Raw genomic sequence first — 24,450 nt, forward strand, 5'->3', positions numbered from 1 at the left:
CCTCCGAGCGCAAAGTGTGTGAACTAGACAGCTCCACTTAGCCCGGAGGTCCTCCTCGTTTTCAAGCCTTACATGTCAACAACGTCCCGGCTCAGTACACCTAGGTGCGGGTGCGGCGTGGGCGGAAGCTGGGGGTACATCACCTCCGCGTGTCAGCTGTGCTCCTGCGTCCCGGGGCAGGTCATTCCATGCGGGAACGGGAGCGTCATGAAGCATCAGGAGCCCACCCTGCGTTTCCTCGGAGCCACGGACACCGTCACCGGCTCCAGGTACCTGCTGGAGGCAGGCGGGAAACGGGTGCTGGTCGACTGCGGGCTTTTCCAGGGCTACAAGCGCAGCCGTGAACGCAACCGGGCGCCCTTCCCCGTCCCGCCGCACTCGATCGACGCCGTTGTCCTGACGCACGCGCACCTGGACCACACCGGCTACGTTCCCGCGCTGGTGCGGGACGGGTTCACCGGGCCGGTCATCGCCACCGACGGGACCACGGACCTGTGCAAGCTGCTCCTGCCCGACAGCGGCTACCTGCAGGAGGAGGAGGCCAGGTACGCGACGCACCGGGGATCGTCCAGGCACAGTCCGGCGCTGCCGCTGTACACCGCCGCCGACGCCGTCAAGTCCCTCAACAGCTTCAAGATTCACGATTTCGACGATCCGCTGGACCTCGGCGGCGGGATGGACATGACGTTCCTGCCGGCCGGGCATATCCTCGGCGCCGCCCAGGTCCGCGTGCGGATCGGATCCCACGCCGTGCACTTCACCGGGGACCTGGGCCGGACGGACGACCCGCTGATGAACCCGCCCCGGCCCCTGGGGGAGGCCGATGTCCTGGTCACGGAGTCCACTTACGGGAACCGGAAACACGACACCACCGATCCCGAACACCAGCTGGGGGACATCATCAACCGGGTCGCGAAGCGCGGCGGCGTGGTCCTGTTCGCCGCGTTCGCCGTCGGCCGGGCCGAAACACTGATGCTGCACCTGTCCCGCCTCCGCGGCAAACACCTGATCCCGGACATCCCGGTGTACCTCAACAGTCCCATGGCCATTGACGCCTCCGGCATGTACCAGCGGCATCCGGAAGAACACCGGCTCAAAGAACAGGAGTACCTGAACATGTACAAGGTGGCCCAGCTCACCCGCTCGGTGGATGAGTCCAAGCTGCTGAACCTGCGGGGCGGCCCGATGATCATCATCTCCGCCAGCGGAATGCTCACCGGCGGAAGGATCCTGCACCACCTGGCCGCCTACGGGCCGGACCCGAAGAACGCCGTCATCCTCAGCGGCTACCAGGCCGGCGGCACGCGCGGCGCCGCCCTCGCGGCCGGCGGGCGCGAGCTGCGCATCTACGGTGAGGACATCACGATCCGGGCCGAGGTCATCCAGATGGAAAGCCTGTCGGCGCATGCTGACGCGGACGGCATCATCGCATGGATGAAGACGGCCGCCAGGGAACCCCGGATGACGTACATCACCCACGGCGAACCGGACGCATCGGATGCCCTGCGCCTGCGGATCAAACGCGAACTGGGATGGCGCGCCAGGGTCCCGGAGCACCTTGAAAAGATCTCACTCGAGGACCCCCGGTGACGTCCGGCGTCAGGAAGTCCGCCGTCCTCGCCGAGATCCATTCGCTGGCGCGGCCGCTGACGTCCGACCGGGACCTGGACGGGCTGGTCCGGCGCGCGGCGGACTGCCGTTTCGTCGCGATCGGCGAAGCCTCCCACGGCACGCACGAGTTCTATACGTGGCGTGACACCCTCAGCCGGCGCCTGATCGAGGAGGAAGGCTACAACTGGATCGGGGTGGAGGGGGACTGGCCCGACTGCTGGCGCATCAACGGCTGGGTGCGCGGCGAGACCGGGCGGGACCAGGGCGTCCATGCCCTGCTCTCCGGATTTGAACGCTGGCCCACGTGGATGTGGGCAAATGAGGAAGTCGCCGCATTCCTGGACTGGCTCCGTACGTGGAATCTCAGCCGGCCGCCGGGCCGCCGGGTCGGCTTCTACGGACTCGATGTGTACTCCCTGTGGGATTCGCTTCGCGAAATCATCGGCTGGCTGGAGGAGAACGACCCCGACGCCGTCCCGGCAGCCAAGCGCGCCTGGCAGTGCTTCCTGCCCCATCACGAGGATCCGCATCAGTACGCCTGGAGCACCCGGCTGGTGCCACAGTCCTGTGAAGCTGAAGTGATCGCCCTCCTCACCGAAGTCCGGAACAGGGTGTCCGGTCCGGGGGACCACGACGAGGCCGCCTTCGATGCAGTGCAGAACGCCGAGGTGGCGGCGAACGCGGAGCACTACTACCGGATCATGGTCCGCGGTGACCGCCAGTCCTGGAACATCCGTGACCATCACATGGCAGACACCATCGACCGGCTCAGCCGGCATCTCGGTCCGCAGTCCAAGGGGCTCATCTGGGAGCACAACACGCACGTGGGGGACGCCCGGGCCACGGACATGGCCCAGGATGGGCTGGTTAACGTGGGGCAGTTGCTGCGTGAACGGCACGCCGCGGACGGTGTGATGCTGGTGGGCCTCGCCTCGCACCGTGGTGAAGTGCTCGCCGCGGAAGCGTGGGGCCGCCCGGAAAGGATCCTTCCGGTGCCGCCGGCGCGCCCGGGCAGCCACGAGGACTTCCTGCATGAGGCCCTGGGCGTGGCGTCGGTGCTGGAGTTTGGTGAGGACAGGTCCGGGCCGTGGCTTTCCACCTGGCTCGGCCACCGGGCGATCGGCGTGGTCTACCATCCCGGGCGTGAGCTGGGGAACTACGTTCCGACCCGGATCGGCGAGCGCTACGACGCGCTGATCTGGTTCGAGCACACCGCCGCGTTGCGGCCCGTGCACCATGAAGGGCCGCCGCGGGAACCGGAATTCGAGACCCAGCCCACCGGCTTCTAATCCGCCGTCGTCGACCGGACGCCGCGCCGGCGCAGCATCACGACGGCGGCCGGCACGGACCAGAGCAGCGGCACCAGCCGCAGCGCCGTGGTCAGGGCGCCTGTCGGGGACAGCGGGCCTTCCGCGGGAATCAGTGAGAACGTGGAAACGAACGCCGCCGTGGCCGCCGCCGCGGCAATCCAGCCCAGCCACCGGGGATAGGCACCCAACCGCAAGGACAGCAGTGCGATGGCCAGGAACATCACTCCTGCCGGCAGGTTGGCCAGGTTCAGGGTGACGAGGCACAGATCCGCCACGGCGGCAGCGACGTCCGGGGGAATCCGGGCCTGTGAGGGGAGCGTCAGAGTGATCTGGGCTGCCTGGCCCAGGATATTCAGGCCCACGGCCAGCGCGCCGGCGCCGAAGGCGATGCCGGATACGGCGCCCGGCGCCGGTTCCGCCCGCAGCAGCCGGGCCCGGACGAAGCCGAGGAACCAGAGCAGAGCAGCTGAGCTGAAGACGAACAACATACTCTGGGCAAGGACCGGGGCCCGGTTCGCCGCCAGATACCCTGCGTAGCCAGGGTCTGCGGCGTCAGGCCATGGGCCCGTCAGCGCCATTTCCAGCATCCCGCCGGCCACTCCCAGGGCGGCGGAGAGCAGGCCGCTGAGGGCTCCCGTCACGAGGAACAGTCCTGCGGGCGGAGCGGCCTGCTGCGGCAGGCGTTCCGGCAGCGGGGCCTGCTTCATGGCTCGACGCTATGCGGGCGGGCAAGGGGGAGTGAGGGGCTTAAGGCCCTAACCGGCGGTGACCCCCCGGCGCACACTGAAGTGGCGGACGACTACGGACGCGCCGCCCCGATCATGCGATGCAGAATTGACCGCGCCATGGAAAAGAGCAGGATTCAGAATGAGCAAACCAATCGTCGTTGGTATCAACGGATCAGCCGGAAGTGAGGCCGCGCTGACGTGGGCCCTGCAGCGGGCCACCCGGGACAAGGTTCCTGTCACCATCATTCATGCGGTGGATGACCGATGGATTTCGCCGGACTTCCAGTACCACGAGGTCATCAGGCAAGCAGGCATGGAGCTTCTCCAGAAAGCGCAGGCCGACGCGAACGAGCAGGCTCCCGACGTGAAGGTTGACATCCAGCTTCGCCATGGCAGCGGCGGATCCGTGCTGCGGGAGGTGTCCACCGAGGCCTCCATGGTGGTAGTGGGCGAACATGACAAGCACTGGATGGACGGCGGTCCGCTGACGGACCGGGCCCTGCAGATCGTCTCTGCCTCGGAAATCCCCACGGCCGTGATCCCGCTGAAGGGCAAAGCAGGGGCCGCCGGCGTTGTGGTCGGCGTGGACGGCTCCGAAGAGTCCCTGCAGGCGGTCGACGTCGCCGCCGCGGATGCGGACAAGGGCGGCGACGAGTTGACCGTGGTCCTCGCCTTCCGCCGGCCGGCGCGCTGGGTCGAAAACCAGCTGCCGAAGAGCGGCCTCGCCGAAACGATCCTCGAGGAGGACCGGATCGTCCTGGCAGAATCCGTGGCCGGGCTCGGCGACAAGTATCCGGACCTCGTCGTCCACCAGCGGCTGGAGACTGATACCGAACCCGCCAAAGCACTGGTCGACGCCGCCAAAGATGCCCGCCTCCTTGTGATCGGCAGCCGCGGCCGCGGCGGCTTCTCCCGGATGATGCTCGGCTCCACGGCCCACGCCGTTCTCCTTAACGTGCCGTGCCCGACCCTCGTCACCCGGGTGCACAAGGTGAAGCACGAGGCCTGACCGCCGGGGCAGGCAGCTGTCCCTCGGAGAGCCTCCTCAGCCGAGGGGGCTCTCCCCGTGACGGACCCTTGAGCCTGCACGGGCCGGATGGGAGGATGATGCAGTGGAGCCCTTCTTCGATTTCGTGGGCCACTTCTGGTGGCTTGTCTTCCCACTGAGCGGTCTGTTCGGCGGCTGGGCGCGGTCATGGTCCAAGGCCAGCGAACGCCGGCACCGGCGCCGGGTGGAGCTCTACAAACTCCGCAACAATGCCGTGGAGGCGGAACGGGCCAGCCGGTCCCAGGTCTTGCAGCTCATGGACAGCCACGACACTGTCAATCGCCGGTGGCTCGACTACGAGCTTGATGTAGGCAAACTCATCGAGTTTCCGGTCATGACCGATGTACGCGAACCCCTGACCGTCGCATTCCTCCGGGCGAAGCGGCTGGCCGACGGACTGCGTCCCGGAACGCCGGAAGACATCACGACGCCGGCGCGGCTGGCGGAGTACCGTGAGGCCGTCACCAGCTACGAGCTGGCGTTCGACGTCGCCGAGCGGGAGGCGCGGCGGATCAAGGACAGCAACTTCACCGGACCGGAACGGGAACGCCTCGCAACGGCCCGGAAGCTGCTGCGGATCGCGTCGGATGCCGCCGCGACACCGGCGGAGCGGCAGACGGCCTACAAGCGGGCGCGGCGCGAACTGGACGGACTGATCGTGCTCCCCGACGCCACCCTCGCCGCACTGGAGGAAAAGATCGCCGGGATGATCGACGCCGGACGCACGCCCGACCTCCACCAGGGCTGACGGAATCGCCGGGCAGTTGAAGTGCCGGGCAGTTGAAGTGCGCCGGCGCCGTCGGCTGGCCTTGTTTTGCCCTGATGACAATGCCCCGTACGCTTTAACGCGTCAGGCAACTTTGCTGAACGCCACACATCCTCCCGGAATATCCCGGGTGAACGATGCCGGCAGCGGGGAATGAAACCTCTGACCGTCGACTCTGCAGATTGGGCAACAGGTGGAAATCACCATCATGGTGGCGCTGGTTATAGCGCTGGCGCTTTTTTTTGACTTCACCAACGGATTCCATGACACCGCCAACGCGATGGCTACACCCATCGCAACCGGTGCCATCAAACCCAAAACGGCTGTCGCCCTCGCGGCGGTGCTGAACCTGGTGGGGGCATTCCTCTCCACGGAAGTGGCCAAGACCGTGTCCGGCGGCATCATCAAGGAAGGGTCCGACGGGATCCAGATCACCCCGGAGATCATCTTCGCCGGGCTGATGGGCGCCATCCTCTGGAACATGATCACCTGGCTCAAGGGCCTGCCGTCGAGTTCCTCGCACGCGCTCTTCGGCGGCCTGATCGGCGCCGCCATCGCAGGCATCGGCATCCACTCGATCAACTTCGAGAGCCTCATGCAGAAGGTGATCCTCCCCGCGATTTTCGCACCGGTCATCGCCGGCGCCGTGGCCTACCTCTGCACGAAGCTCGCGTATGCTCTGACCTCCCGCCACGACCCGGAATCGGGCGGCAAACTCACGCAGAAGCGCGGAGGCTTCCGCACCGGCCAGATCTTCACCTCCAGCCTCGTTGCCCTGGCGCACGGAACCAACGACGCACAGAAGACCATGGGTATCATCACCCTCGTGCTCATCGCCGCGGGCCTCCAGGACCCTGGTTCCGGTCCCCAGTTCTGGGTCATCACCTCTTGCGCCTTGGCCATCGCGATCGGCACCTACTCCGGCGGCTGGCGGATCATCCGCACGATGGGCTCCGGCCTCACCGAGGTCAAGCCCGCCCAGGGCTTCGCGGCCGAAAGCAGCACAGCGTCGGCCATCCTTGCCTCCTCGCACCTTGGGTTTGCGCTGTCCACCACCCAGGTGGCCTCCGGCTCCGTCATCGGGTCGGGCATGGGACGGCGTGGCACCAGCGTCCGCTGGGGAATGGCCGGAAGGATTGCGCTCGGCTGGCTCTTCACCCTCCCCGCCGCGGGAATCGTGGGGGCCCTCACCGCCATGCTGGTGCAGACCGGCGTCGTGGGTGTGGTCATCGCCGCCGTAGCGGGCACCGCCGCGGTGCTGTACATGTTCCTGCGCTCGAAGAAGTCTCATGTGGGACACCACAACGCCGTCGAGGTCGATCAAGCCGGCCAGGCTGTGCGGTTCCGCAAGAAAAAGAAGGCTATGTCGGTCAGTAGCTCCAAGGACGAGCCGAAGGGCGGACTGTAATGAAGTGGCTGGAACTGGTTCAGGTGGCGGGCGCAACGCTCGTCGCGGCAGTGACCGTCGTGGTCCTGTATTCCCTCGGGGTGCGTCTGACCGCTATCGCCGGTGACGTCAACGAAAGGAAGCCGTCGTGGGTGCGGCCGCTCGCCTACGTGTGCTTCGGCCTCTGTGGCCTGGCCGTGTTGTTCGGGCTCTACCTGATCATTCCCTACTTCAGCAAGTAGCCGGAGAGGGGCGCCGCGGCGCTCCGGACGATGGGATGGGCAGCCCGGCCGGGAATGGCTAGGCTGGGGCCATGCCTGATTTCCAGTACTTTGTGGGGTCCTCGCTGGACGGATTCATCGCCACCCGGGACGACAACCTGGACTGGTTGCTCCAGTTCGACGGTTTCGCCGGCGGCCAGGAAAGCTACGACGCGTTTATGGCGGATGTCGGCTGCATCGTGATGGGCGGGGATACCTACGCCTGGCTGCGGAAACACGAACCTGACAATTGGCCGTATCCGGCGACCCCGTGCTGGGTGTTCACGCACCACGAGCACTCCGTGCCCAAAGGCGCGGACGTGACCTTTGTCCGCGGGCCGGTGGCGGAATTCGTCGAGGATCTCAGGGCCGCCGCGGGAGAACGGAACGTCTGGATCGTCGGCGGCGGAGTCCTGGCGGCCCAGTTCGCGGACGCCTCCGCGCTGGACGAGATCATCATCTCCATCATTCCCGTGGTGCTGGGCAGCGGCAAAGCGGTCCTGCCGATGACCGGCCCGACGGCGCCGCTTGAGCTGATCTCCTCGCACACCCTGGGCCGGGGCATCGTGGAGCTCCGCTACCGTTTCGGGAGCAGCCCGGCCTAGCGCCTGGGCGCTCCAGTGCCTACGCGCCGATGTCGCGGATCAGGTTGGTGATGCGCGCGGTGGACAGCCGGCGGCCGTGCTCGTCCGTCATAACGACCTCGTGCGTGGTGAGCGTGCGGCCCAGATGGATGGCCGTGCACGTGCCGGTCACAGTGCCCGAGGTGATGGCCCGGTGATGTGTCGCGCTGACGTCGATACCCAGCGCCTGCCGCTTCGGCCCGGCGTGCATTCCGGCGGCAAAGGAACCGAGCGTCTCGGCGAGGACCACGTGGGCGCCGCCGTGCAGGATTCCGGCCACCTGGGTGTTGCCTTCCACCGGCATGGTGGCTACCGTCCGCTCGGGACTCAGCTCCAGGAAATGGATGCCCATCTTCACCACGAGTGCGCCCACGCCGTATTGCCCCAGCCAATCGTGCATCTCCTCGGGAATCCCGGCGGCCGTCAGTTCGGCGGCATACGGTCCCGGCGTGAAATTGTCCGTCATGGCAACTAGGCTGGCACCTGTGAGCGAAACTACCAAACCGGCACCAGCCCCCCATTCTGCAGACACCCTGGCTGCAGACACTCTTTCTGCAGACACCGCGGCAGACGTTTTCCAGGCACCTGAGTCCACCTCAGTGAGCGGGGCCGGGCCCGCCCGGAAGTCCACGCGGGCCGCGGAGCCGGTTTCCGCCACTGAGGCGCCCGTCATTCCCATCACGGACCAGCCACGCCTGCTGGTCCTGGACGGTCACTCCATGGCGTTCCGGGCGTTCTTCGCCCTGCCTGCTGACAAGTTCTCCACCGCCACGGGACAGCACACCAACGCGATCCACGGCTTCACCTCCATGCTCATCAACCTGATCAAGGAGCAGAAGCCCACCCACGTCGCCGTCGCCTTCGACGTTTCGGACGACACCACCCACCGCAAGGCCGAGTACAGCGAGTACAAGGGCGGACGCAACGAGACTCCGCGGGAGATGAGCGGCCAGATCGACCTCATCGACAAGGTCATGGGCGCGTGGGGCATCAAGACCATCAAGATGCCCGGCTACGAGGCTGATGACATCCTGGCAACCCTCGCCGCCATGGGTGAGAAGGCTGGCTTCGAGGTGCTGCTCGTATCGGGCGACCGTGACGCCTTCCAGCTGATTACGGACAACGTGTTTGTCCTGTACCCGAGGAAGGGCGTCAGTGACATTCCACGAATGGATGCCGCGGCCATCCAGGAAAAGTACTTTGTCAGCCCCGCCCAGTATTCGGACCTTGCCGCCCTGGTGGGGGAGACGGCGGACAACCTCCCGGGCGTCCCCGGCGTCGGGCCCAAGACGGCGGCCAAGTGGATCAACCTGTACGGCGGGCTGGAGGGGGTCCTGGAGAACCTCGACGCGATCGGCGGAAAGGTGGGGGACTCCCTCCGCGACAACGTGGAGGACGTCAAGCGCAACCGGCGGCTGAACAGGCTTCACACGGACCTCGACCTCCCGGTGACGCTGGACGAGCTCGCCGAGCCGCGGCCGGACCAGGGGGCGCTCGAGGAGTTGTTCGACGCGCTTGAATTCAAGACCATCCGCACCCGGCTTTTTGCGCTCTATGGCAGCGAGGTTGCTGAAGCTGAGCGGGAAAGCCTCGAAACCCCGGACTTCGTGGTTCCGGCGAGCGCAGCCGAGCTGTCCGCTTTCCTCGAGTCCGGGGCTGGCAAGCGTTCAGCCGTCGCCGTCGACCTCGTACCCGGCCGGATCGGTGAGGATGCCGCCGCCCTGGCCATCGTCCACGACGGCGGGGCCGCATACATCGACCTCGCCGGGCAGGACGCCGCTGCCGAGAACGTCCTGGCCGGCTGGCTCCGCGACGCCGGCGCGGCCAAGGTCATGCACGGCTACAAGGCGGCCCTCAAAGCCCTCACCAGCCGGGGCCTGGGCTTAGAAGGCGTGGTGGACGACACTTCGATCTCCGGGTACCTCATCCAGCCGGACCGCCGCAGCTACGAACTGGCCGAATTGGCCCAGCACCACCTCAACATCAGTGTCTCCACCGAAGCGGCCAAAGCGGGCCAGCTGGAGCTGGCGTTCGACGGCGAGGACGACGCCGCTGCCGCCGGCGCGCTGGTCCACGTCGCCGCCGTCGTCCAGTCCCTGAGCCGCTACTTCGAGACGGAACTGGCCGAGCGCAAGGCCCAGGACCTGCTGACCACCCTTGAGCTGCCTGTCAGCCGCGTTCTTGCCGACATGGAACTCGCAGGAATCGCCATCGATATGCCGCGCATGGACGAGCAGATTGCCGATCTCGGCAAGGTGATCGACAACGCCCAGGAACTCGCGTTCGCCGCAATCGGCCACGAAGTGAACCTGGGTTCGCCCAAACAGCTGCAGACGGTGCTCTTCGAGGAACTGGGGCTCCCGAAGACCAAGAAGATCAAGTCCGGGTACACCACCGACGCCGCCTCGCTGAAGTCGCTGCTGGAGAAGACCGGCCATGAATTCCTGGTCCAGCTCATGGCACACCGTGAGTCCTCCAAGCTGCGCCAGATGCTGGAGTCACTCAAGAAGTCCGTCGCCGACGACGGCCGGATCCACACCACGTACGCGCAGAACGTCGCCGCCACGGGCCGGATCTCCTCCAACAACCCGAACCTGCAGAACATCCCCATCCGCAGCGAGGAAGGCCGGCGCGTCCGCGGCATCTTCGTAGTCAGCGAGGGCTATGACTGCCTGCTGTCCGCGGACTACTCGCAGATCGAGATGCGCATCATGGCCCACCTCTCGGGGGACGCCGGCCTGATCCAGGCCTACAAGGACGGCGAGGACCTGCACCGGTTCGTGGGCTCCAACATCTTCCATGTGCCCACGGACCAGGTGACCAGCGCCATGCGCTCGAAGGTCAAGGCCATGTCCTACGGGCTTGCCTACGGCCTGACCTCGTTCGGCCTCTCCAAGCAGCTCGAAATTTCCGTCGACGAGGCGCGGACCCTGATGAAGGACTACTTCGACCGGTTCGGCGCCGTCCGCGACTACCTCCGCGGCGTCGTGGACCAGGCCAGAATCGACGGCTACACCGCCACCATCGAAGGCCGCCGCCGCTACCTCCCGGACCTCACCAGCACGGACCGCCAGCTGCGCGAGAACGCGGAGCGCATCGCGCTCAACTCGCCCATCCAGGGTTCGGCCGCGGACATCATCAAACGCGCCATGCTGGGCGTTGCCGGCGCGCTGGCGGACCAGGGCCTGAAATCTCGCATGCTGCTCCAGGTCCATGATGAACTGGTCCTCGAAGTGGCGCACGGCGAGCGTGAGGCCGTGGAGAAGCTGGTGACGGAGCAGATGGGCGCCGCAGCGAAGCTGACGGTCCCGCTCGATGTCCAGATCGGCATCGGCTCCAGCTGGTACGAGGCAGGGCACTGACGCCCGCTTCGCCAGAGCAATAGCTGAGTTAAGTAATTTGGCAGGATTCCTAGGGGGAGAAATTCGTGGCTGAGAAGTATGAGATCCGGCGGTTCCGCGCAGCCGAAAAGGGTGAACCGGACTACGCGCTGGGGGTAGCCTGGCTGCGCGGCGTCGGCATCGGCTTCTACGACGAGCGGCACAAGGACGAGTTCGTGGACAAGGTCATGGCCATGTACCGTGCCGACAACCGTGAGATGACGGGCGTCTACCAGACCGGTGCCGTTGCCGCCCACTCGCTGGCGGCGGACACCCCCGTCGCCACCTTCGCGACCCTCCGCAAGGACCTCAACGTCGGCTACGGCCGGCAGCTCGAAGCACAGCTGATCACCGCCGTGACCGTCCGCGGTACCCACCGCAGGCAGGGGCTCCTGCGCCGGATGATGACCGAGGACCTCGCCGGATCGAAAGCGGACGGCCTGGCGATGGCCGCGCTGACCGCCTCGGAAGCGTCCATCTACGGGCGGTTCGGCTTCGGCGTCGCGACGTTCGAGCGCAGCGTCAAAGTGGACACCGGCCCGCGGTTCCGGCTGCGGCACACCCCGACCGGCTCGGTGGAAATCGCCGACCGGAAAGTGCTCCTGGAACTGGCACCGGGCGTGTTCGAACGCGTCCACCGGGTCACGCCGGGCTCCATTGTCCGCCAGGATGCTTACCGGCAGCGCAGCTCGGGCACCCTCGGGCGGGACGGCGCCGAGGACGAGTCGATCCGGTGCGCCCTGCATTACGACGCCGACGGGGACGTGGACGGCTACGTCGCCTATAAGTTCTCCGGCTGGGACACCAAGCCGTTCACCATGGAAGTCATCGACCTCGTGGCGGCCACCGATTCCGGGTACCTGGAGCTGTGGCAGTTCCTGGGCAGCATCGACATGATCCAGCGGGTCACCTGGGCCGAAGCGCCTGTGGACGACCCGCTGACGTGGGCCCTGGAGGACCCGCGGTGCATCGAGTCCGGCGAGAACGCCGACATGCTCTGGCTCCGCGTGCTGGACACCGCGAAGGCCCTTGGCGCGAGGCGCTACTCCTCCGACGGCAAACTGGTCCTGCGCGTCAGCGACACCCTGGGCTTGGCCGCCGGCACGTTCACCCTGTCCGTGAGCGGCGGCGAGGCAAAGGTTGCTGCTGCCCCGGACGGCGCGGAAGCTGACCTTTCCCTCGACGTCGCGGACCTGGGATCCATCTACCTGGGCGCTGTCTGCCCGGTGACCCTCGCCGCCGCCGGAGGGATCAGCGAGCACACGCCCGGGGCGGCGCTGACAGCGCGACTCATGTTCGCCGTCGAACGCGCACCGCACTGCCTGACGCATTTCTAGGCGGGTCTGTACGGTCCCGATGCGCTTTGACCCGCGTTCACGAAAGCGACTAGACTAAACGGGCGTGTACTACGTGCGCGCATCTACAATCCACAAATCAGGATGACCCGGCGCTTTGCCGTGTTCTGTGCCCGTGTCGCCGACGCGGGCGCAGCGGTTTGCCTGACCGACTAACTATCCACAACGGAGCCCCTACTACATGACCATCACCTCAACCGAGAAGCCCGGTACCCCCGTAGTCGCCATTAACGACATCGGTACCGCTGAGGACTTCCTCGCAGCAGTCGACGCCACCATCAAGTACTTCAACGACGGAGACCTCGTCGAAGGTACCGTCGTCAAGGTCGACCGCGACGAAGTCCTGCTCGACATCGGTTACAAGACCGAAGGTGTCATTCCCTCCCGCGAGCTGTCCATCAAGCACGATGTTGATCCCGGAGACGTCGTCTCCGTTGGCGATCTCGTCGAAGCCCTGGTGCTCACCAAGGAAGACAAAGAAGGCCGCCTGATCCTCTCCAAGAAGCGTGCTCAGTACGAGCGCGCCTGGGGCGACATCGAGAAGGTCAAGGAAGAAGACGGTGTCGTTACCGGTACCGTCATCGAGGTTGTCAAGGGTGGTCTTATCCTCGACATCGGTCTGCGCGGCTTCCTGCCCGCATCCCTCGTCGAGATGCGCCGTGTGCGCGACCTTGCTCCGTACATCGGTCAGCAGATCGAAGCCAAGATCATCGAGCTGGACAAGAACCGCAACAACGTTGTGCTGTCCCGCCGTGCATGGCTCGAGCAGACCCAGTCCGAGGTCCGCTCCACGTTCCTCAACAAGCTGGAAAAGGGCCAGGTCCGTCCCGGCGTCGTTTCCTCCATCGTCAACTTCGGTGCATTCGTGGACCTGGGCGGCGTAGACGGCCTGGTGCACGTTTCCGAGCTGTCCTGGAAGCACATCGACCACCCGTCCGAGGTTGTCGAAGTTGGCCAGGAAGTCACCGTCGAGGTTCTCGAGGTGGACCTGGACCGCGAGCGTGTTTCCCTGTCGCTCAAGGCTACGCAGGAAGATCCGTGGCAGACCTTCGCCCGCACCCACGCCCTTGGGCAGGTTGTGCCGGGTAAGGTCACCAAGCTGGTTCCGTTCGGCGCGTTCGTTCGCGTTGAAGACGGCATCGAAGGCCTGGTACACATCTCCGAGCTCGCCGTGCGCCACGTTGAGCTGGCCGAGCAGGTTGTCTCCGTTGGCGACGAACTGTTCGTCAAGGTCATCGACATCGATCTCGAACGCCGCCGCATCTCGCTGTCCCTCAAGCAGGCCAACGAGGGCGTCGACGCCGAGTCCACCGAATTCGATCCGGCTCTCTACGGCATGGCCGCTGAGTACGACGAAGAGGGCAACTACAAGTACCCGGAGGGCTTCGATCCGGAGTCCAACGAGTGGCTTGAAGGCTACGAGACGCAGCGCGCCGCCTGGGAGCAGCAGTACGCTGACGCCCAGACCCGCTGGGAAGCCCACAAGAAGCAGGTTGCCCAGCACGCTGCCGACGACGCTGCAGCTGCAACGTCCGGCGAGAGCGACTCCGGCACCACCAGCTACTCCTCCGAGCCGGCTGCAGCCGAGTCCACCACCGGTGGCGGCACGCTCGCTTCCGACGAGGCTCTTGCAGCACTGCGCGAGAAGCTGACCGGCAACTAATTGCCCTTGGTTCCCGGGGAGACACCTCCCCGGGGCCTGGCAGTTGCCAGCTTGAAGTAGCACCGTGAAGATGGCCGTCCCCCGGGGGGCGGCCATCTTTCATTTAAGGACATGTCCCGCGGACGTGGGCCTCCGCGGGACATGCCCATTGTTTGAGACTTGCCCCCGCTGGACATGCCCAGTCCTGGCCGCTGCAACTGGACATAGGGCGTTATGCCCAGTCCCAGGCACGCGTACCGGGCATGCCCTGCTCTCAGGGTCCGCCGGCGTTGGGCCCCAGCCGGACATGCCCAGTCGTGGGTACTCGCTCAGCGGGACATGCCCAGTCCTGGCCGCGGCCCCTGGCCACAGCGCATCAAGTCCAGCTCGGCCGGGGAGATGCCCATCGGTCGACCGGCGACCCGACGGCGGACTGCCGCTCTGCGCGGCGCGCGGCGTCTGGTTGCGGGCTGGGCAGGCTTCCATCAGGCACTGTTGGCTGATGGATCCGGTCAGCGCGGCTCGCGCCTTTGTAGCGGAGAGACACCCCGACGCCGATGCGTCCATCCTCGGGGGCAGCGCGGCCCAAGGCCGGAGCACTCCCACGTCCGATCTGGACATTGTGGTGCTATACCCCGACGGCGGTGCCAACTACGCCCAGACGACGCGTTACCGCGGACAGATTGTTGAGGAGTTTGTCCATACGCCGGCCAGCCTTGCCTTTTGGTATGCACGGGAGCGTGCCGAACGCTGTGCCGTCCTCGGGGACCTATGCGCACAGGGAGTCCTTCTCGCCGTCAACGGGCTGGGGGAGGCATGGCAGCGGGACGCCCGTTTGTACATGCAGCACGGGCCGGAACCACTGACCGATCAGGAACATGGTCTGCGCCGGTACGAGCTGAGCAGCTCCCTCGACGACCTGCGGGGCTCGGCACTTCCAGAGGAAACCTTCGCGACAGCTGCCGAGGTCTTCCGGCAGTCGGCGGAACTCCTGCTCCTCCAGCACGGAAAGTGGCTGGGCAAGGGCAAATGGATGGTCCGGCGGCTGGAACAGCTGCCCTCGGACATAGACGCCGCCGCGTTGCGGGACTGGGCGGGCTCCCCGGACCACAGCGCGAAGCGTCTCATCCACGTCGCCGCCCGGGTACTGGAGGCCAACGGCGGATACCTGATGGAAGGCTTCCTTCGCGGATCACGCCTGGCCCCCGGCACGGCCGTTTAGGAGGACGCCCCGGCCATGGCCTGCTCAACTCCACCACCAGCGGGACTGCGTTGTGGGTCGCCGGGTTCCTACTGCTGCGGCCGCCGTCGTCCTCTTCTCTTCCGCGTTCCTGACCGTCAGGGTGGGACATGTGCAGTGGTGGGCCGGGCGGATGGGCAGGATGGGTATATGTCCAGCGGCAGCGGCGAGCGTGGAGCATGTCCGGTGGGGGTCGCATGGAAGGCGCATGTCCGGTGGGGGTCGCATGGAAGGCGGTGGGAGATGTGCAGTGGTGGGCCGGGCGGATGGGCAGGATGGGTATATGTCCAGCGGCAGCGGCGAGCGTGGAGCATGTCCGGTGGGGGGTCGCATGGAGGCGGTGGGACATGTCCAGCTAGCGCAGCGGGATCCTGGCCTTGACCGGAACTGCGGCGGCGTCGGAGGCCTGGCCTTCCTCCAGCTCGGCCCCGGCCGAGCGCAGCAGCACGAGGGCCGCGGTGTTCCCGGCCGTTGTGTCGGCTTCCAGGACCGTGGCGCCGGACGCGGCAGCCCGGTCCATCACCAGTCGAAGCGCCGCCCTGGCGATTCCCTGCCCGCGGAAGCTGCGGCCCAGCCAGATTCCCGTTTCGAGGGTCCCCCCGCTGCTCCGCTTGAGCCGGATGGAACCGGCCAATTTCCCGTCGCAGCTGATCGCCCAGCTTTTCTGCTGCGCGGGACCGTCAAGCCCCGCCGCGGCGTGGTGGTATTCGCGGAACCAGCTGATCCGTTCCGAATTCCAGCCGGCTGCGCTGCCCAGTGGAGGCGTCACCTCGTCCGCGTCGGCGTCCTGGATTGCCACGGTCAGGAGCTGCTCCAGGACCGCGTCGGTCACGTCGACGAGCCGGACTGGGGCGGGCAACGGGTCAGCTGAGGGGGACATCGATCCACTCCGTTTCTCCAGGCAGCAAGACGGCGGTTCCGGCTGACAGCCCGGCCAGCCGGTCACCCGCCCGGGCCAGGACCGCCGGATCGTCCGGCAGGGCAAGCCCCAGAACAGTATTCTGCGCCTCATAACTGGTTTCGGCCATGACATAGCCCGCGGCGCGCAGGTCATTCTCCAGCCGGCCCGCTGCCGTATGCGGGACCGCCACGGTGCAGATCCGCAGCCGCCGCCGTTGCACCAGCGGTGCCCGATCCAGGGCGGCGGTCACGGACTCGGAGTAGGCGCGGACCAGTCCGCCGGCACCGAGCAGGATCCCGCCGAAGTAGCGGACGACGACGGCGGTCACGTCGCTGAGGTCCGTCACACCGGGCGCGGTTTCGCGCCTCAGCAGCGCGTCAAGCATGGGGAGGCCAGCAGTGCCGGACGGCTCGCCGTCGTCGTTGGAGCGTTGTATGCTGCGGTCCGGACCGATCACGAACGCGGAGCAGTGGTGCCGCGCATCGTGAAATTCCTTCCGGAGCCCGGCGAGTACCGAGCGGGCGCCGTCCTCATCCGCGGTGCGGTGCAGCACGGTGATGAACCGGGAGCGTTTTACCTCGATCTCGTGGCGGAATTCGGGGCCTGCGGCCAGGACGGTGTAAACGGTGGCCCTGCTCTCCGGATAATCCACGCCTTCAGCCACCGGATCAGTTTAGTCTGGTGGGGTGCTGAAAATCGGGTTGACGGGCGGCATCGCCTCAGGGAAGTCAGTGGCGGCCGCGCGTCTGCGTGAACTCGGCGCGGTGGTGATCGACGCCGACGCCCTGGCCCGCGAGGTCGTGGAACCGGGAACGCCGGGGCTCGCGCAGGTGGCCGGGGCGTTCAGCAAGGCCATCCTGACGCCCGACGGCGGCCTGGACCGGCCGAAGCTCGGCGCCCTCGTCTTCGGGAACCCGGAGCGGCTCGGCGTGCTCAACGGCATCATCCATCCCCTCGTCCGGGAGCGGGCCGCCGCGCTGGCCGCCGCTGCACCGAAGGGCGCCGTCGTGGTCCAGGACATCCCACTGTTGGTCGAGACCGGACAGGGCGCGAACTTCCACCTTGTGGTGGTCGTCGACGCCCCCGACGCCGTCCGCGTGCAGCGCATGGTGCAGCACCGGCACCTGACCGCGGACGAAGCCCGGGCCAGGATGGCCGCCCAGGCGGGGCGCGACGAGCGGTTGGCGGCGGCCGACGTCGTGCTGGACAACTCGGGGACCAAGGACGAACTCCGGGATGCGGTGGACCGGCTCTGGAAGTTCCGCCTGGCACCGTTCGCGGAGAACCTGTCCCGGCACCGCCTCGCACCCCGCGCGGGCGGGCCGGTGCTCACGCCCGCCAACTCGGAGTGGCCCGCGCAGGCCGGCCGGCTCATCGGCCGGCTGCGGGCGGCCGTCGGGGAGGACATCCTGGCCCTGGACCATGTCGGTTCCACGGCGGTTCCCGGCCTCGCGGCGAAAGACGTGATCGACCTCCAGCTCGGCGTGGAGGACATGGCCGCCGCGGAGCGGATCGCACCGCTCCTGGCTGACGCGGGCTTCCCCGGCTGGGCCGGCGTCACCTCCGACAACCCCAAGCCCTCACACCCGGACCCGGCGGACTGGCGGAAGCGGCTGCACGGCAACGCCGACCCCGGCCGGGCCGTCAATCTCCACGTCCGCGCAGTGGGGTCCCCGGGCTGGCGGTTTGCGCTCTGCTTCAGGGACTGGCTGCGCGACGACGCGGGCGCCCGGGCCGCGTACCTCGCCGAGAAGCGCCGGGTCGCCAAACTGCACGGCGTGGACAAGTCGACGGCTGGCTACGCCGCCGACAAAGAAAGCTGGTTCACGGACTACGCCGCACCGCGGATGGACGCGTGGGCGCAGCGCACCGGCTGGCAGCCGCCGTCGAACAGGCCCTGACCGGGACGTTGTCCAGGGAACCGGGCCGGGGGCCGGCCCCTGACGAGGGAACCGGGCCGGACCGCAGCGGTTCCGGTACCGCCCAAAGCTGAATCAGGACATCCTGTCGGAGCCCGGCGGTAGATTAGGTACATGAGTCTTGCCCAGCAGATCAACCGTGTCGTGGCGCCCTTCGAGGTCATCAGCGAGTTCAAGCCGGCAGGTGACCAGCCGGCCGCCATCGCGGAGCTGACTGAACGCATCCAGAACGGCGAGAAGGACGTGGTGCTGCTCGGCGCCACCGGAACGGGTAAAAGCGCCACGACGGCGTGGCTGATCGAGCAGGTCCAGCGCCCCACCCTGGTGATGGTGCAGAACAAGACCCTCGCCGCCCAGCTGGCCAACGAGTTCCGGGAGCTGCTGCCGAACAACGCGGTGGAGTACTTCGTTTCCTACTACGACTACTACCAGCCCGAGGCCTACGTGGCGCAGACGGACACCTTCATCGAGAAGGACTCCTCCGTCAACGAGGAAGTGGAACGGCTCCGGCACTCCGCCACCAATGCGCTGCTGACCCGCCGCGACGTGATTGTGGTGGCCACGGTCTCCTGCATCTACGGACTCGGCACCCCGGAAGAATACATCGCCGGCATGGTGACGCTCCGCAAGGGAGCCGAGATGAACCGCGACGACCTGCTCCGGAAATTCGTCTCCATGCAGTACGCCCGCAACGACATGGACTTCCACCGCGGCACCTTCCGGGTCCGCGGCGACACCGTGGAAATCATTCCGATGTACGAGGAGCTCGCCATCCGGATCGAGTTCTTCGGCGACGAGATCGAGAACATCTACACCCTGCACCCCCTGACCGGTGAAGTGCTCCGGGACGAAACCGAAATGTACGTCTTCCCGGCCTCCCACTATGTGGCCGGTCCGGAGCGCATGGGCCGCGCGATCAAGAGGATCGAAGACGAACTGGCCGAACGCCTCGCGGTGCTGGAGAGCCAGAACAAGCTCGTCGAGGCCCAGCGCCTCCGGATGCGCACCACTTACGACCTCGAGATGATGCAGCAGATGGGTTTCTGCAACGGCATCGAGAACTACTCGTCGCACATCGACGGCCGCGCCCGCGGGACCGCGCCGCACTGCCTCATCGACTACTTCCCGGACGACTTCCTGCTGGTCATCGATGAATCCCACGTCACCGTGCCGCAGATCGGCGCCATGTACGAGGGCGACATGTCCCGCAAGCGGAACCTCGTGGACCACGGTTTCAGGCTGCCCTCGGCGATGGACAACCGCCCGCTGAAGTGGGACGAGTTCCAGGACCGTGTGGGCCAGACCGTGTACCTCTCCGCAACGCCGGGCAAGTACGAGCTGGGGAAGGCGGATGGCTTTGTCCAGCAGATCATCCGGCCCACCGGGCTGATCGACCCCGAGGTGATCGTGAAGCCCACGAAGGGCCAGATCGATGACCTGCTCGGTGAGATCCGGGACCGCACCGCGAAGAACGAGCGTGTCCTGGTCACCACCTTGACGAAGCGGATGGCCGAGGACCTCACCGACTATCTGCTGGGCCACGGCGTGAAGGTCGAATACCTGCACTCGGACGTGGACACGCTCCGCCGGGTGGAGCTGCTCCGTGAACTCCGGATGGGCGTCTTCGATGTGCTGGTCGGCATCAACCTGCTCCGTGAGGGCCTGGACCTGCCCGAGGTGTCGCTGGTCAGCATCCTGGATGCGGACAAGGAAGGCTTCCTGCGGTCGTCCACCTCACTGATCCAGACGATCGGCCGTGCCGCCCGCAACGTCTCCGGACAGGTACACATGTACGCGGACCGCATCACGGACTCGATGGCCCACGCGATCGACGAGACCAACCGGCGCCGGGCCATCCAGGTTGCCTACAACACGGAAAAAGGTATCGACCCGCAACCGCTGCGGAAGAAGATTGCCGACATCACGGACCAGATCGCGAAGGAGGACGCCGACACCCGGGAACTCCTTGCGAGTGCGGGCAAGGCCCGCGGCAAGGGCAAGGGCTCGGCGAAGGTTCGGGCGGATGGCCTCGCGGCCGCGCCGGCCGAGGACCTCGTGGGCCTGATCGAGCAGCTCACGGAGCAGATGCATGCCGCCGCCGGGGAGCTGCAGTTTGAACTCGCCGCTCGGCTCCGGGACGAGGTGGGGGAGCTCAAGAAGGAGCTGCGTCAAATGCAGTCTGCGGGGCACGCCTAGGGTAATGTTGGGCGGACGTAGGGGAGTATCCCAAGCGCTACGATCGTCAACACGCACGGCACAGATGCCCTGCCGGGCGTAGCGGGCAGCCAGGCAGTACCAGGTACGTCGTACCGGACCCAGGCGAGTCGGAGAGACTTACACCGCACAGTCACACCCTGCGAAAGGTATCTTCGTGCCCGAACTTCCCGTCTGGTTTGAGATCGGCTCCTTCGTCGTCCTCGGCATCATCCTGGCCATTGACCTGCTGCTGGTCCTCAAACGTCCGCACGAGCCCTCCATGAAGGAGGCCGGCTTGTGGGTGTCGTTCTACATCGCCCTCGCACTGGTCTTTGCCGGCGCCATGTTCGCGTTCACCGGCCCCGAATACGGCGGGCAGTTCCTCGCCGGCTGGGTCACTGAGTACAGCCTCAGCATCGACAACCTGTTCGTCTTCATCATCATCATGGCCCGATTCTCGGTACCGCGTAAGTACCAGCAGGAAGTGCTCATGGTGGGCATCATCATCGCCCTGATCCTCCGCGGCATCTTTATCCTGCTCGGTGCGATCGTGATCGAACAGTTCAGCTGGGTCTTCTACATCTTTGGCGCCTTCCTGCTGTGGACCGCATGGAAGCAAGCCCAGGACGAGGGTGAGGACGAGGAAGACAAGGAAAACCCGCTCATCGCCCGGATCCGCAAGGTCCTGCCGATGTCGGAAAAGTTCGACGGCGGAAAACTCCGCACCGTGGTGGACGGCAAAAAGGTCTTCACTCCGATGCTGATCGTCTTCGTGACCATCGGCCTGACGGACCTGCTGTTCGCGGTGGACTCCATCCCGGCCATCTTCGGCCTGACCCAGAGCGCGTTTATCGTCTTCACCGCCAACATCTTCGCCCTGATGGGCCTGCGGCAGCTGTACTTCCTGCTCGGTGGCCTGATGACACGCCTGATCTACCTGAAGCACGCCCTCTCGGTGATCCTCGCCTTCATCGGCGTGAAGCTGGTCCTGCACGCCATGCACGTCAACGAGCTGCCCTTCATCAACGGCGGCCAGCACATCGAATGGGCCCCCGAGATCCCGACCTTCGTCTCGCTCGGCGTGATCATCGGCACCATCATCATCGCCGTGATCGCCAGCCTCATCAGCTCCAAGGCGACGCAGTCCAAGGTTGACGCCCGGCTCGAAGAGGACTCACGCAAGAGCATGAGCGACGCCGAGTAGCCCGCACGGTTCGGCTAAGCTCGGACCGTGAAAATCTTTGACGCAACGGCAGTGAACGGTACGGCGCTGGATCCCCAACGGGTCCAGCGCCGTACCGTTTGGGTGCTGAGCACCGCGCAGCTCCTCAGCGGAATAGGCAGCGGCGCCAGCCTGTCCGTGGGGTCCCTGCTGGCCGTCCAGCTCTCCGGCTCGAACGCCTGGGCCGGGTCGGTCACCACCACCATGACCCTCGGCGCCGCTGCGGCCGCTCTGCCCCTCGCCGGACTGGCCGGCCGGCGCGGCCGGCGCGCCTCCCTCGTCACGGGCCTGCTCGCCGCCATGGCCGGGGCCCTGCTGGTGATCGTGTCCACGGTGACAGGCAACTTCGCGGTGCTGCTGCTGGCCGCGGCCCTGCTGGGCCTGGGCACAGCCGCCAACCTGCAGGCCCGCTTCGCCGCCGTCGACCTCGCCGATCCGGAACACCGCGGCCGCTCCCTGGCGATCGTGGTGTGGGCCGTGACCCTCGGCGCCGTCGCCGGTCCCAACCTCATCCGGCCCGGCGCCCTCGTCGGGGAGGCCCTCGGCCTGCCGGCGCTGGCCGGACCCTTCGTCTTCTCCACGGCAGGGCTTGCCCTGGCCGCGCTGCTGCTGTTCATCGGCCTGCGGCCCGATCCGCTGCTGCTGGCCTCCCGGCTCCGTGCCGGCGGGCAGGCGACATCCGGGAGCGGCACCGGCGCAGCCGGAAGCGCTGCCGGTGGCACCAGCACTGCCCGACGGCGGCACGGCCTCCGTCACGGCCTGCAGGCCATCAAGGCCTCGCCGCGGGCAGTGCTGGCCCTCCTCGCAGTGATTGCCGCCCACGGCTGCATGGCCGCCGTGATGTCGATGACGCCCCTGCACCTGCAATTGCTGACCGAGGGCCCCCTGGCCGACATGCCGTCCGGCCACGTCCACGCCGCCAGCACCGACGTCCTGGTCCTCATCGGGTTCACCATCTCGCTGCACATCGCCGGGATGTACGCGCTCGCGCCGGTCATGGGCTGGCTGACGGACAAAACAGGCCGGCTCCCGGTCATCCTGCTGGGACACGGACTGATCCTGCTCTCGGTCCTGGTGGCCGGCTTCGGCCAGGCCGAGCCTGCCCTGGTGACGATCGGACTGGTGCTGCTGGGGCTGGGCTGGTCCGCCGCCACGATCGCCGGTTCCACCCTGCTCGCCGAAAGCGTCGGCGCGGACGACCGCGTCCTCGTGCAGGGCGTCTCGGACACCCTCATGGGGGTTGCCGGCGCAGTCGGGGCAGGGTTCTCCGGACTGGTGATGAGCGGCGTCGGCTACCAGGGCCTCAACATCGCCGCAGCCGCCGTCGCCCTGGCCGTCTTCGCGATCGCCCTGCGCGCGGCCACCCTGGACCGCCGGCTGCAAACGGCGGCCTGAAAACTGCAGCCCAGCGCCCGGACCGCAGGCTTGGCCGGGCCCGGACAGGGAGTCCGGGCTTGGACCGAGCCGGGACTCAGGCCCTGACGGAGCGGGTCAGGCCGAGGAGCCGGGCAAAGATGCCCTCGCCGTCGTCCGCGATGCCGTCATGGTGGAAGTCCGCCGACTCCCAGACCTGCAGGCCGCGGACGGCTGCGGCCGTCTCCAGCGAGAGCCCGCGATCCACATAGATGTCTTCGCTGTACACGGCCGCGGCCACCGGCACGGTGTTGTGTGCGAGCCGGGCGGGATCGTACAGCGGCGGCCAGTCGTCCTTTTCGGCGAGCAGCCCGGCAACGTTGCGCAACGGCCGGAGCGCGGGATCCTGTTCGAAATACCAGGGGTAGACCATCTCACCGGTGAGCAGCGGCTCGGGGGCCTCCGGGGAAAACTCCGGGAAGTCCTGCAGGACCCGCCACGCGGCCCAGTCGGTGGACTCACGCTGGCCGTAGATCGACTCGTGCATCAGCGCGTACAGCGGGTTGGCCGACCGTGACACCAGACTCCGGACCTGGTCCAGGAAGGCGTCCGACAGGCGGTCGCCGGCGGGTGTGCCGACGAAGGCATCCTCCAGCAGATGGTGCAGGGCATCCACCCGGGTGTTGCCGCCCAGGAAGGAACCCACCATCTGGAAGCGCTCCACGGTGAGCCGTTCGCCGTCGGGCAGGAATTCCTCCGTGTCGCGAAGGTGCCGTGCGATCCGGGTGACCGCCGTTCGGTCCTCGGGGTAGCGGCCGAAGTATTCGGCGTTGCGCGCCGCCACCCGCTGGAAGGTGGCCTGGTAGACCCGGTCCGCGGGCCCCGTCAGCGGGCCCAGCCCGCCGGTGATCAGGGCTTCGCGGAGACCTTCCGGGGCGAACGAGAGGTAGCTGAGGGCACAGAAGCCGCCGTAGCTCTGGCCGTAGATGGTCCACTGCCCGGATCCCAGTGCCAGCCGGATGGCTTCGGCGTCGGCGACGATCGAATCCGCCCGGAAGTGCGCCAGGTAGCCCGCTTGGTCGGCGTCGTTGCCCCGCAGCGGGAGTGTCTTGCGGTCGATCGCGGAGGACAGGCCGGTGCCGCGCTGGTCCAGCATCAGGATGCGGAAGTCCTTCGCGGCGGCTTTGCTCCAGCCGCCGAGCGCCGGGAGGCGGTTGCCACGTCCGCCGGGGCCGCCCTGCAGGTAGAGCAGCCACGGGAGCTGCGCGGCCTCTTCCTCGCTGTGGTCCGTGGAGACGTATTCGCGGGCAAAGACGGTGATGGTCTCACCGGCCGCCGCGTCCTCGCCGAAGTGGTTGAGCGGGACTTCGAAGTAGTGCTCTGCGGTGCGCATCCCGCGGTATTCGTGCCGCGCCTTAATGGTGTGCGGAACCGGCGGACGCGCAGCCTCCAGCAGGTCCGCCGCGCCGGAGCCGGTCAGCGGCAGGTCAGCCCGGGGCCCGTCCGCTG

20 protein-coding genes are annotated in these 24,450 nt (G+C 67.1%); 15 read left to right on the forward strand and 5 right to left on the reverse strand.

Annotation, left to right across the window (positions count from 1 at the left end; genetic code table 11):
* Positions 1 to 207: 207 nt before the first annotated feature.
* Positions 208 to 1,590: an MBL fold metallo-hydrolase RNA specificity domain-containing protein gene (locus tag ASE96_RS18340; RefSeq protein ID WP_056433890.1), complete on the forward strand. Its 1,383-nt coding sequence runs from the start codon at positions 208 to 210 to the stop codon at positions 1,588 to 1,590.
* Positions 1,587 to 2,900 carry an erythromycin esterase family protein gene (locus ASE96_RS18345; RefSeq protein ID WP_056433893.1) on the forward strand — a complete coding sequence of 438 codons (1,314 nt, stop codon included), beginning with the start codon at positions 1,587 to 1,589 and terminating at the stop codon, positions 2,898 to 2,900. The genes ASE96_RS18340 and ASE96_RS18345 overlap by 4 nt, the downstream gene beginning before the upstream one ends.
* Here ASE96_RS18345 and ASE96_RS18350 read toward each other — a convergent pair.
* The gene (locus tag ASE96_RS18350; RefSeq protein ID WP_056433896.1) at positions 2,897 to 3,628 is read right to left on the reverse strand and encodes a hypothetical protein; all 732 of its coding nucleotides are present in this window, start codon (positions 3,626 to 3,628) and stop codon (positions 2,897 to 2,899) included. The two genes, ASE96_RS18345 and ASE96_RS18350, sit on opposite strands and share 4 nt — an antisense overlap.
* 160 nt (positions 3,629 to 3,788) lie before the next feature.
* Here ASE96_RS18350 and ASE96_RS18355 point away from each other — a divergent pair, with 160 nt between their 5' ends.
* From ASE96_RS18355 to ASE96_RS18375, 5 genes are all read left to right on the forward strand, one after another.
* On the forward strand, positions 3,789 to 4,658 hold the full coding sequence (locus ASE96_RS18355; RefSeq protein ID WP_056433898.1) for a universal stress protein: 870 nt from the start codon (positions 3,789 to 3,791) through the stop codon (positions 4,656 to 4,658).
* Between the two features lie 103 nt (positions 4,659 to 4,761).
* Positions 4,762 to 5,445 (forward strand): hypothetical protein, encoded by a 684-nt coding sequence (locus ASE96_RS18360; RefSeq protein ID WP_056433900.1) that lies wholly within the window; start codon positions 4,762 to 4,764, stop codon positions 5,443 to 5,445.
* 211 nt (positions 5,446 to 5,656) lie between these two features.
* Positions 5,657 to 6,871, forward strand: a complete 1,215-nt coding sequence (locus tag ASE96_RS18365) for an inorganic phosphate transporter (protein ID WP_056433902.1) — start codon at positions 5,657 to 5,659, stop codon at positions 6,869 to 6,871.
* Positions 6,871 to 7,092 (forward strand): hypothetical protein, encoded by a 222-nt coding sequence (locus tag ASE96_RS18370; RefSeq protein WP_056433905.1) that lies wholly within the window; start codon positions 6,871 to 6,873, stop codon positions 7,090 to 7,092. Before ASE96_RS18365 ends, ASE96_RS18370 begins: the two co-directional genes overlap by 1 nt.
* Positions 7,093 to 7,163: 71 nt before the next feature.
* Positions 7,164 to 7,715, forward strand: coding sequence for a dihydrofolate reductase family protein (locus tag ASE96_RS18375; protein ID WP_056433908.1), 552 nt, complete (start codon positions 7,164 to 7,166; stop codon positions 7,713 to 7,715).
* A 19-nt stretch (positions 7,716 to 7,734) separates the two neighbouring features.
* Here the strand turns inward: ASE96_RS18375 and ASE96_RS18380 are convergent, their stop codons facing one another.
* Complete coding sequence (locus tag ASE96_RS18380; protein ID WP_156367669.1) at positions 7,735 to 8,199, reverse strand: hotdog fold thioesterase; 465 nt, start codon at positions 8,197 to 8,199, stop codon at positions 7,735 to 7,737.
* On the opposite strand from ASE96_RS18380, the gene polA reads away from it, so the two are divergent.
* The 4 genes from polA to ASE96_RS19340 all read left to right on the forward strand — a co-directional run bounded on the left by polA (position 8,198) and on the right by ASE96_RS19340 (position 15,332).
* Positions 8,198 to 11,095, forward strand: coding sequence for a DNA polymerase I (gene polA / locus ASE96_RS18385; protein WP_082492849.1), 2,898 nt, complete (start codon positions 8,198 to 8,200; stop codon positions 11,093 to 11,095). The genes ASE96_RS18380 and polA overlap by 2 nt on opposite strands.
* 65 nt (positions 11,096 to 11,160) lie before the next feature.
* Positions 11,161 to 12,450 carry a GNAT family N-acetyltransferase gene (locus ASE96_RS18390; RefSeq protein WP_056433911.1) on the forward strand — a complete coding sequence of 430 codons (1,290 nt, stop codon included), beginning with the start codon at positions 11,161 to 11,163 and terminating at the stop codon, positions 12,448 to 12,450.
* A 199-nt stretch (positions 12,451 to 12,649) separates the two neighbouring features.
* Positions 12,650 to 14,131 carry a 30S ribosomal protein S1 gene (gene rpsA, locus ASE96_RS18395; protein ID WP_056433914.1) on the forward strand — a complete coding sequence of 494 codons (1,482 nt, stop codon included), beginning with the start codon at positions 12,650 to 12,652 and terminating at the stop codon, positions 14,129 to 14,131.
* Between the two features lie 481 nt (positions 14,132 to 14,612).
* A complete protein-coding gene (locus tag ASE96_RS19340; RefSeq protein WP_056433917.1) occupies positions 14,613 to 15,332 on the forward strand; it encodes a nucleotidyltransferase domain-containing protein in 720 nt (239 codons plus the stop codon).
* A 373-nt stretch (positions 15,333 to 15,705) separates the two neighbouring features.
* Here the strand turns inward: ASE96_RS19340 and ASE96_RS18405 are convergent, their stop codons facing one another.
* Both ASE96_RS18405 and ASE96_RS18410 read right to left on the reverse strand, forming a co-directional pair.
* A complete protein-coding gene (locus tag ASE96_RS18405) occupies positions 15,706 to 16,230 on the reverse strand; it encodes a GNAT family N-acetyltransferase (RefSeq protein ID WP_056433920.1) in 525 nt (174 codons plus the stop codon).
* Complete coding sequence (locus tag ASE96_RS18410; protein ID WP_235500344.1) at positions 16,214 to 16,915, reverse strand: IMPACT family protein; 702 nt, start codon at positions 16,913 to 16,915, stop codon at positions 16,214 to 16,216. The genes ASE96_RS18405 and ASE96_RS18410 overlap by 17 nt, the downstream gene beginning before the upstream one ends.
* A gap of 22 nt (positions 16,916 to 16,937) precedes the next feature.
* On the opposite strand from ASE96_RS18410, the gene coaE reads away from it, so the two are divergent.
* From coaE to ASE96_RS18430, 4 genes are all read left to right on the forward strand, one after another.
* Entirely contained in the window at positions 16,938 to 18,152 is a 1,215-nt protein-coding gene (gene coaE / locus ASE96_RS18415; protein WP_056433923.1) for a dephospho-CoA kinase, read from the forward strand.
* A 132-nt stretch (positions 18,153 to 18,284) separates the two neighbouring features.
* Positions 18,285 to 20,366 carry an excinuclease ABC subunit UvrB gene (gene uvrB / locus ASE96_RS18420; protein ID WP_056433925.1) on the forward strand — a complete coding sequence of 694 codons (2,082 nt, stop codon included), beginning with the start codon at positions 18,285 to 18,287 and terminating at the stop codon, positions 20,364 to 20,366.
* A 175-nt stretch (positions 20,367 to 20,541) separates the two neighbouring features.
* Positions 20,542 to 21,570, forward strand: coding sequence for a TerC family protein (locus tag ASE96_RS18425; RefSeq protein ID WP_056433928.1), 1,029 nt, complete (start codon positions 20,542 to 20,544; stop codon positions 21,568 to 21,570).
* 27 nt (positions 21,571 to 21,597) lie between these two features.
* Entirely contained in the window at positions 21,598 to 22,983 is a 1,386-nt protein-coding gene (locus ASE96_RS18430; RefSeq protein ID WP_235500345.1) for an MFS transporter, read from the forward strand.
* Between the two features lie 76 nt (positions 22,984 to 23,059).
* Here the strand turns inward: ASE96_RS18430 and ASE96_RS18435 are convergent, their stop codons facing one another.
* Positions 23,060 to 24,334 carry an alpha/beta fold hydrolase gene (locus ASE96_RS18435; RefSeq protein WP_082492855.1) on the reverse strand — a complete coding sequence of 425 codons (1,275 nt, stop codon included), beginning with the start codon at positions 24,332 to 24,334 and terminating at the stop codon, positions 23,060 to 23,062.
* Positions 24,335 to 24,450 lie beyond the last annotated feature (116 nt).

Source organism: Arthrobacter sp. Leaf69 (assembly GCF_001422645.1).
Classification (GTDB): domain Bacteria; phylum Actinomycetota; class Actinomycetes; order Actinomycetales; family Micrococcaceae; genus Arthrobacter.

Bases quoted from the DNA above. Each gene is read 5' to 3' on its own strand.
- ASE96_RS18340 (WP_056433890.1), top strand. From the start codon at position 208: ATGAAGCATCAGGAGCCCACCCTGCGTTTCCTCGGAGCCACGGACACC.
- ASE96_RS18350 (WP_056433896.1), bottom strand. From the start codon at position 3,628: ATGAAGCAGGCCCCGCTGCCGGAACGCCTGCCGCAGCAGGCCGCTCCG.
- ASE96_RS18355 (WP_056433898.1), top strand. From the start codon at position 3,789: ATGAGCAAACCAATCGTCGTTGGTATCAACGGATCAGCCGGAAGTGAG.
- ASE96_RS18370 (WP_056433905.1), top strand. From the start codon at position 6,871: ATGAAGTGGCTGGAACTGGTTCAGGTGGCGGGCGCAACGCTCGTCGCG.
- ASE96_RS18375 (WP_056433908.1), top strand. From the start codon at position 7,164: ATGCCTGATTTCCAGTACTTTGTGGGGTCCTCGCTGGACGGATTCATC.
- polA (WP_082492849.1), top strand. From the start codon at position 8,198: ATGGCAACTAGGCTGGCACCTGTGAGCGAAACTACCAAACCGGCACCA.
- ASE96_RS18380 (WP_156367669.1), bottom strand. From the start codon at position 8,199: ATGACGGACAATTTCACGCCGGGACCGTATGCCGCCGAACTGACGGCC.
- rpsA (WP_056433914.1), top strand. From the start codon at position 12,650: ATGACCATCACCTCAACCGAGAAGCCCGGTACCCCCGTAGTCGCCATT.
- ASE96_RS19340 (WP_056433917.1), top strand. From the start codon at position 14,613: ATGGATCCGGTCAGCGCGGCTCGCGCCTTTGTAGCGGAGAGACACCCC.
- ASE96_RS18405 (WP_056433920.1), bottom strand. From the start codon at position 16,230: ATGTCCCCCTCAGCTGACCCGTTGCCCGCCCCAGTCCGGCTCGTCGAC.
- uvrB (WP_056433925.1), top strand. From the start codon at position 18,285: ATGAGTCTTGCCCAGCAGATCAACCGTGTCGTGGCGCCCTTCGAGGTC.
- ASE96_RS18435 (WP_082492855.1), bottom strand. From the start codon at position 24,334: ATGCGCACCGCAGAGCACTACTTCGAAGTCCCGCTCAACCACTTCGGC.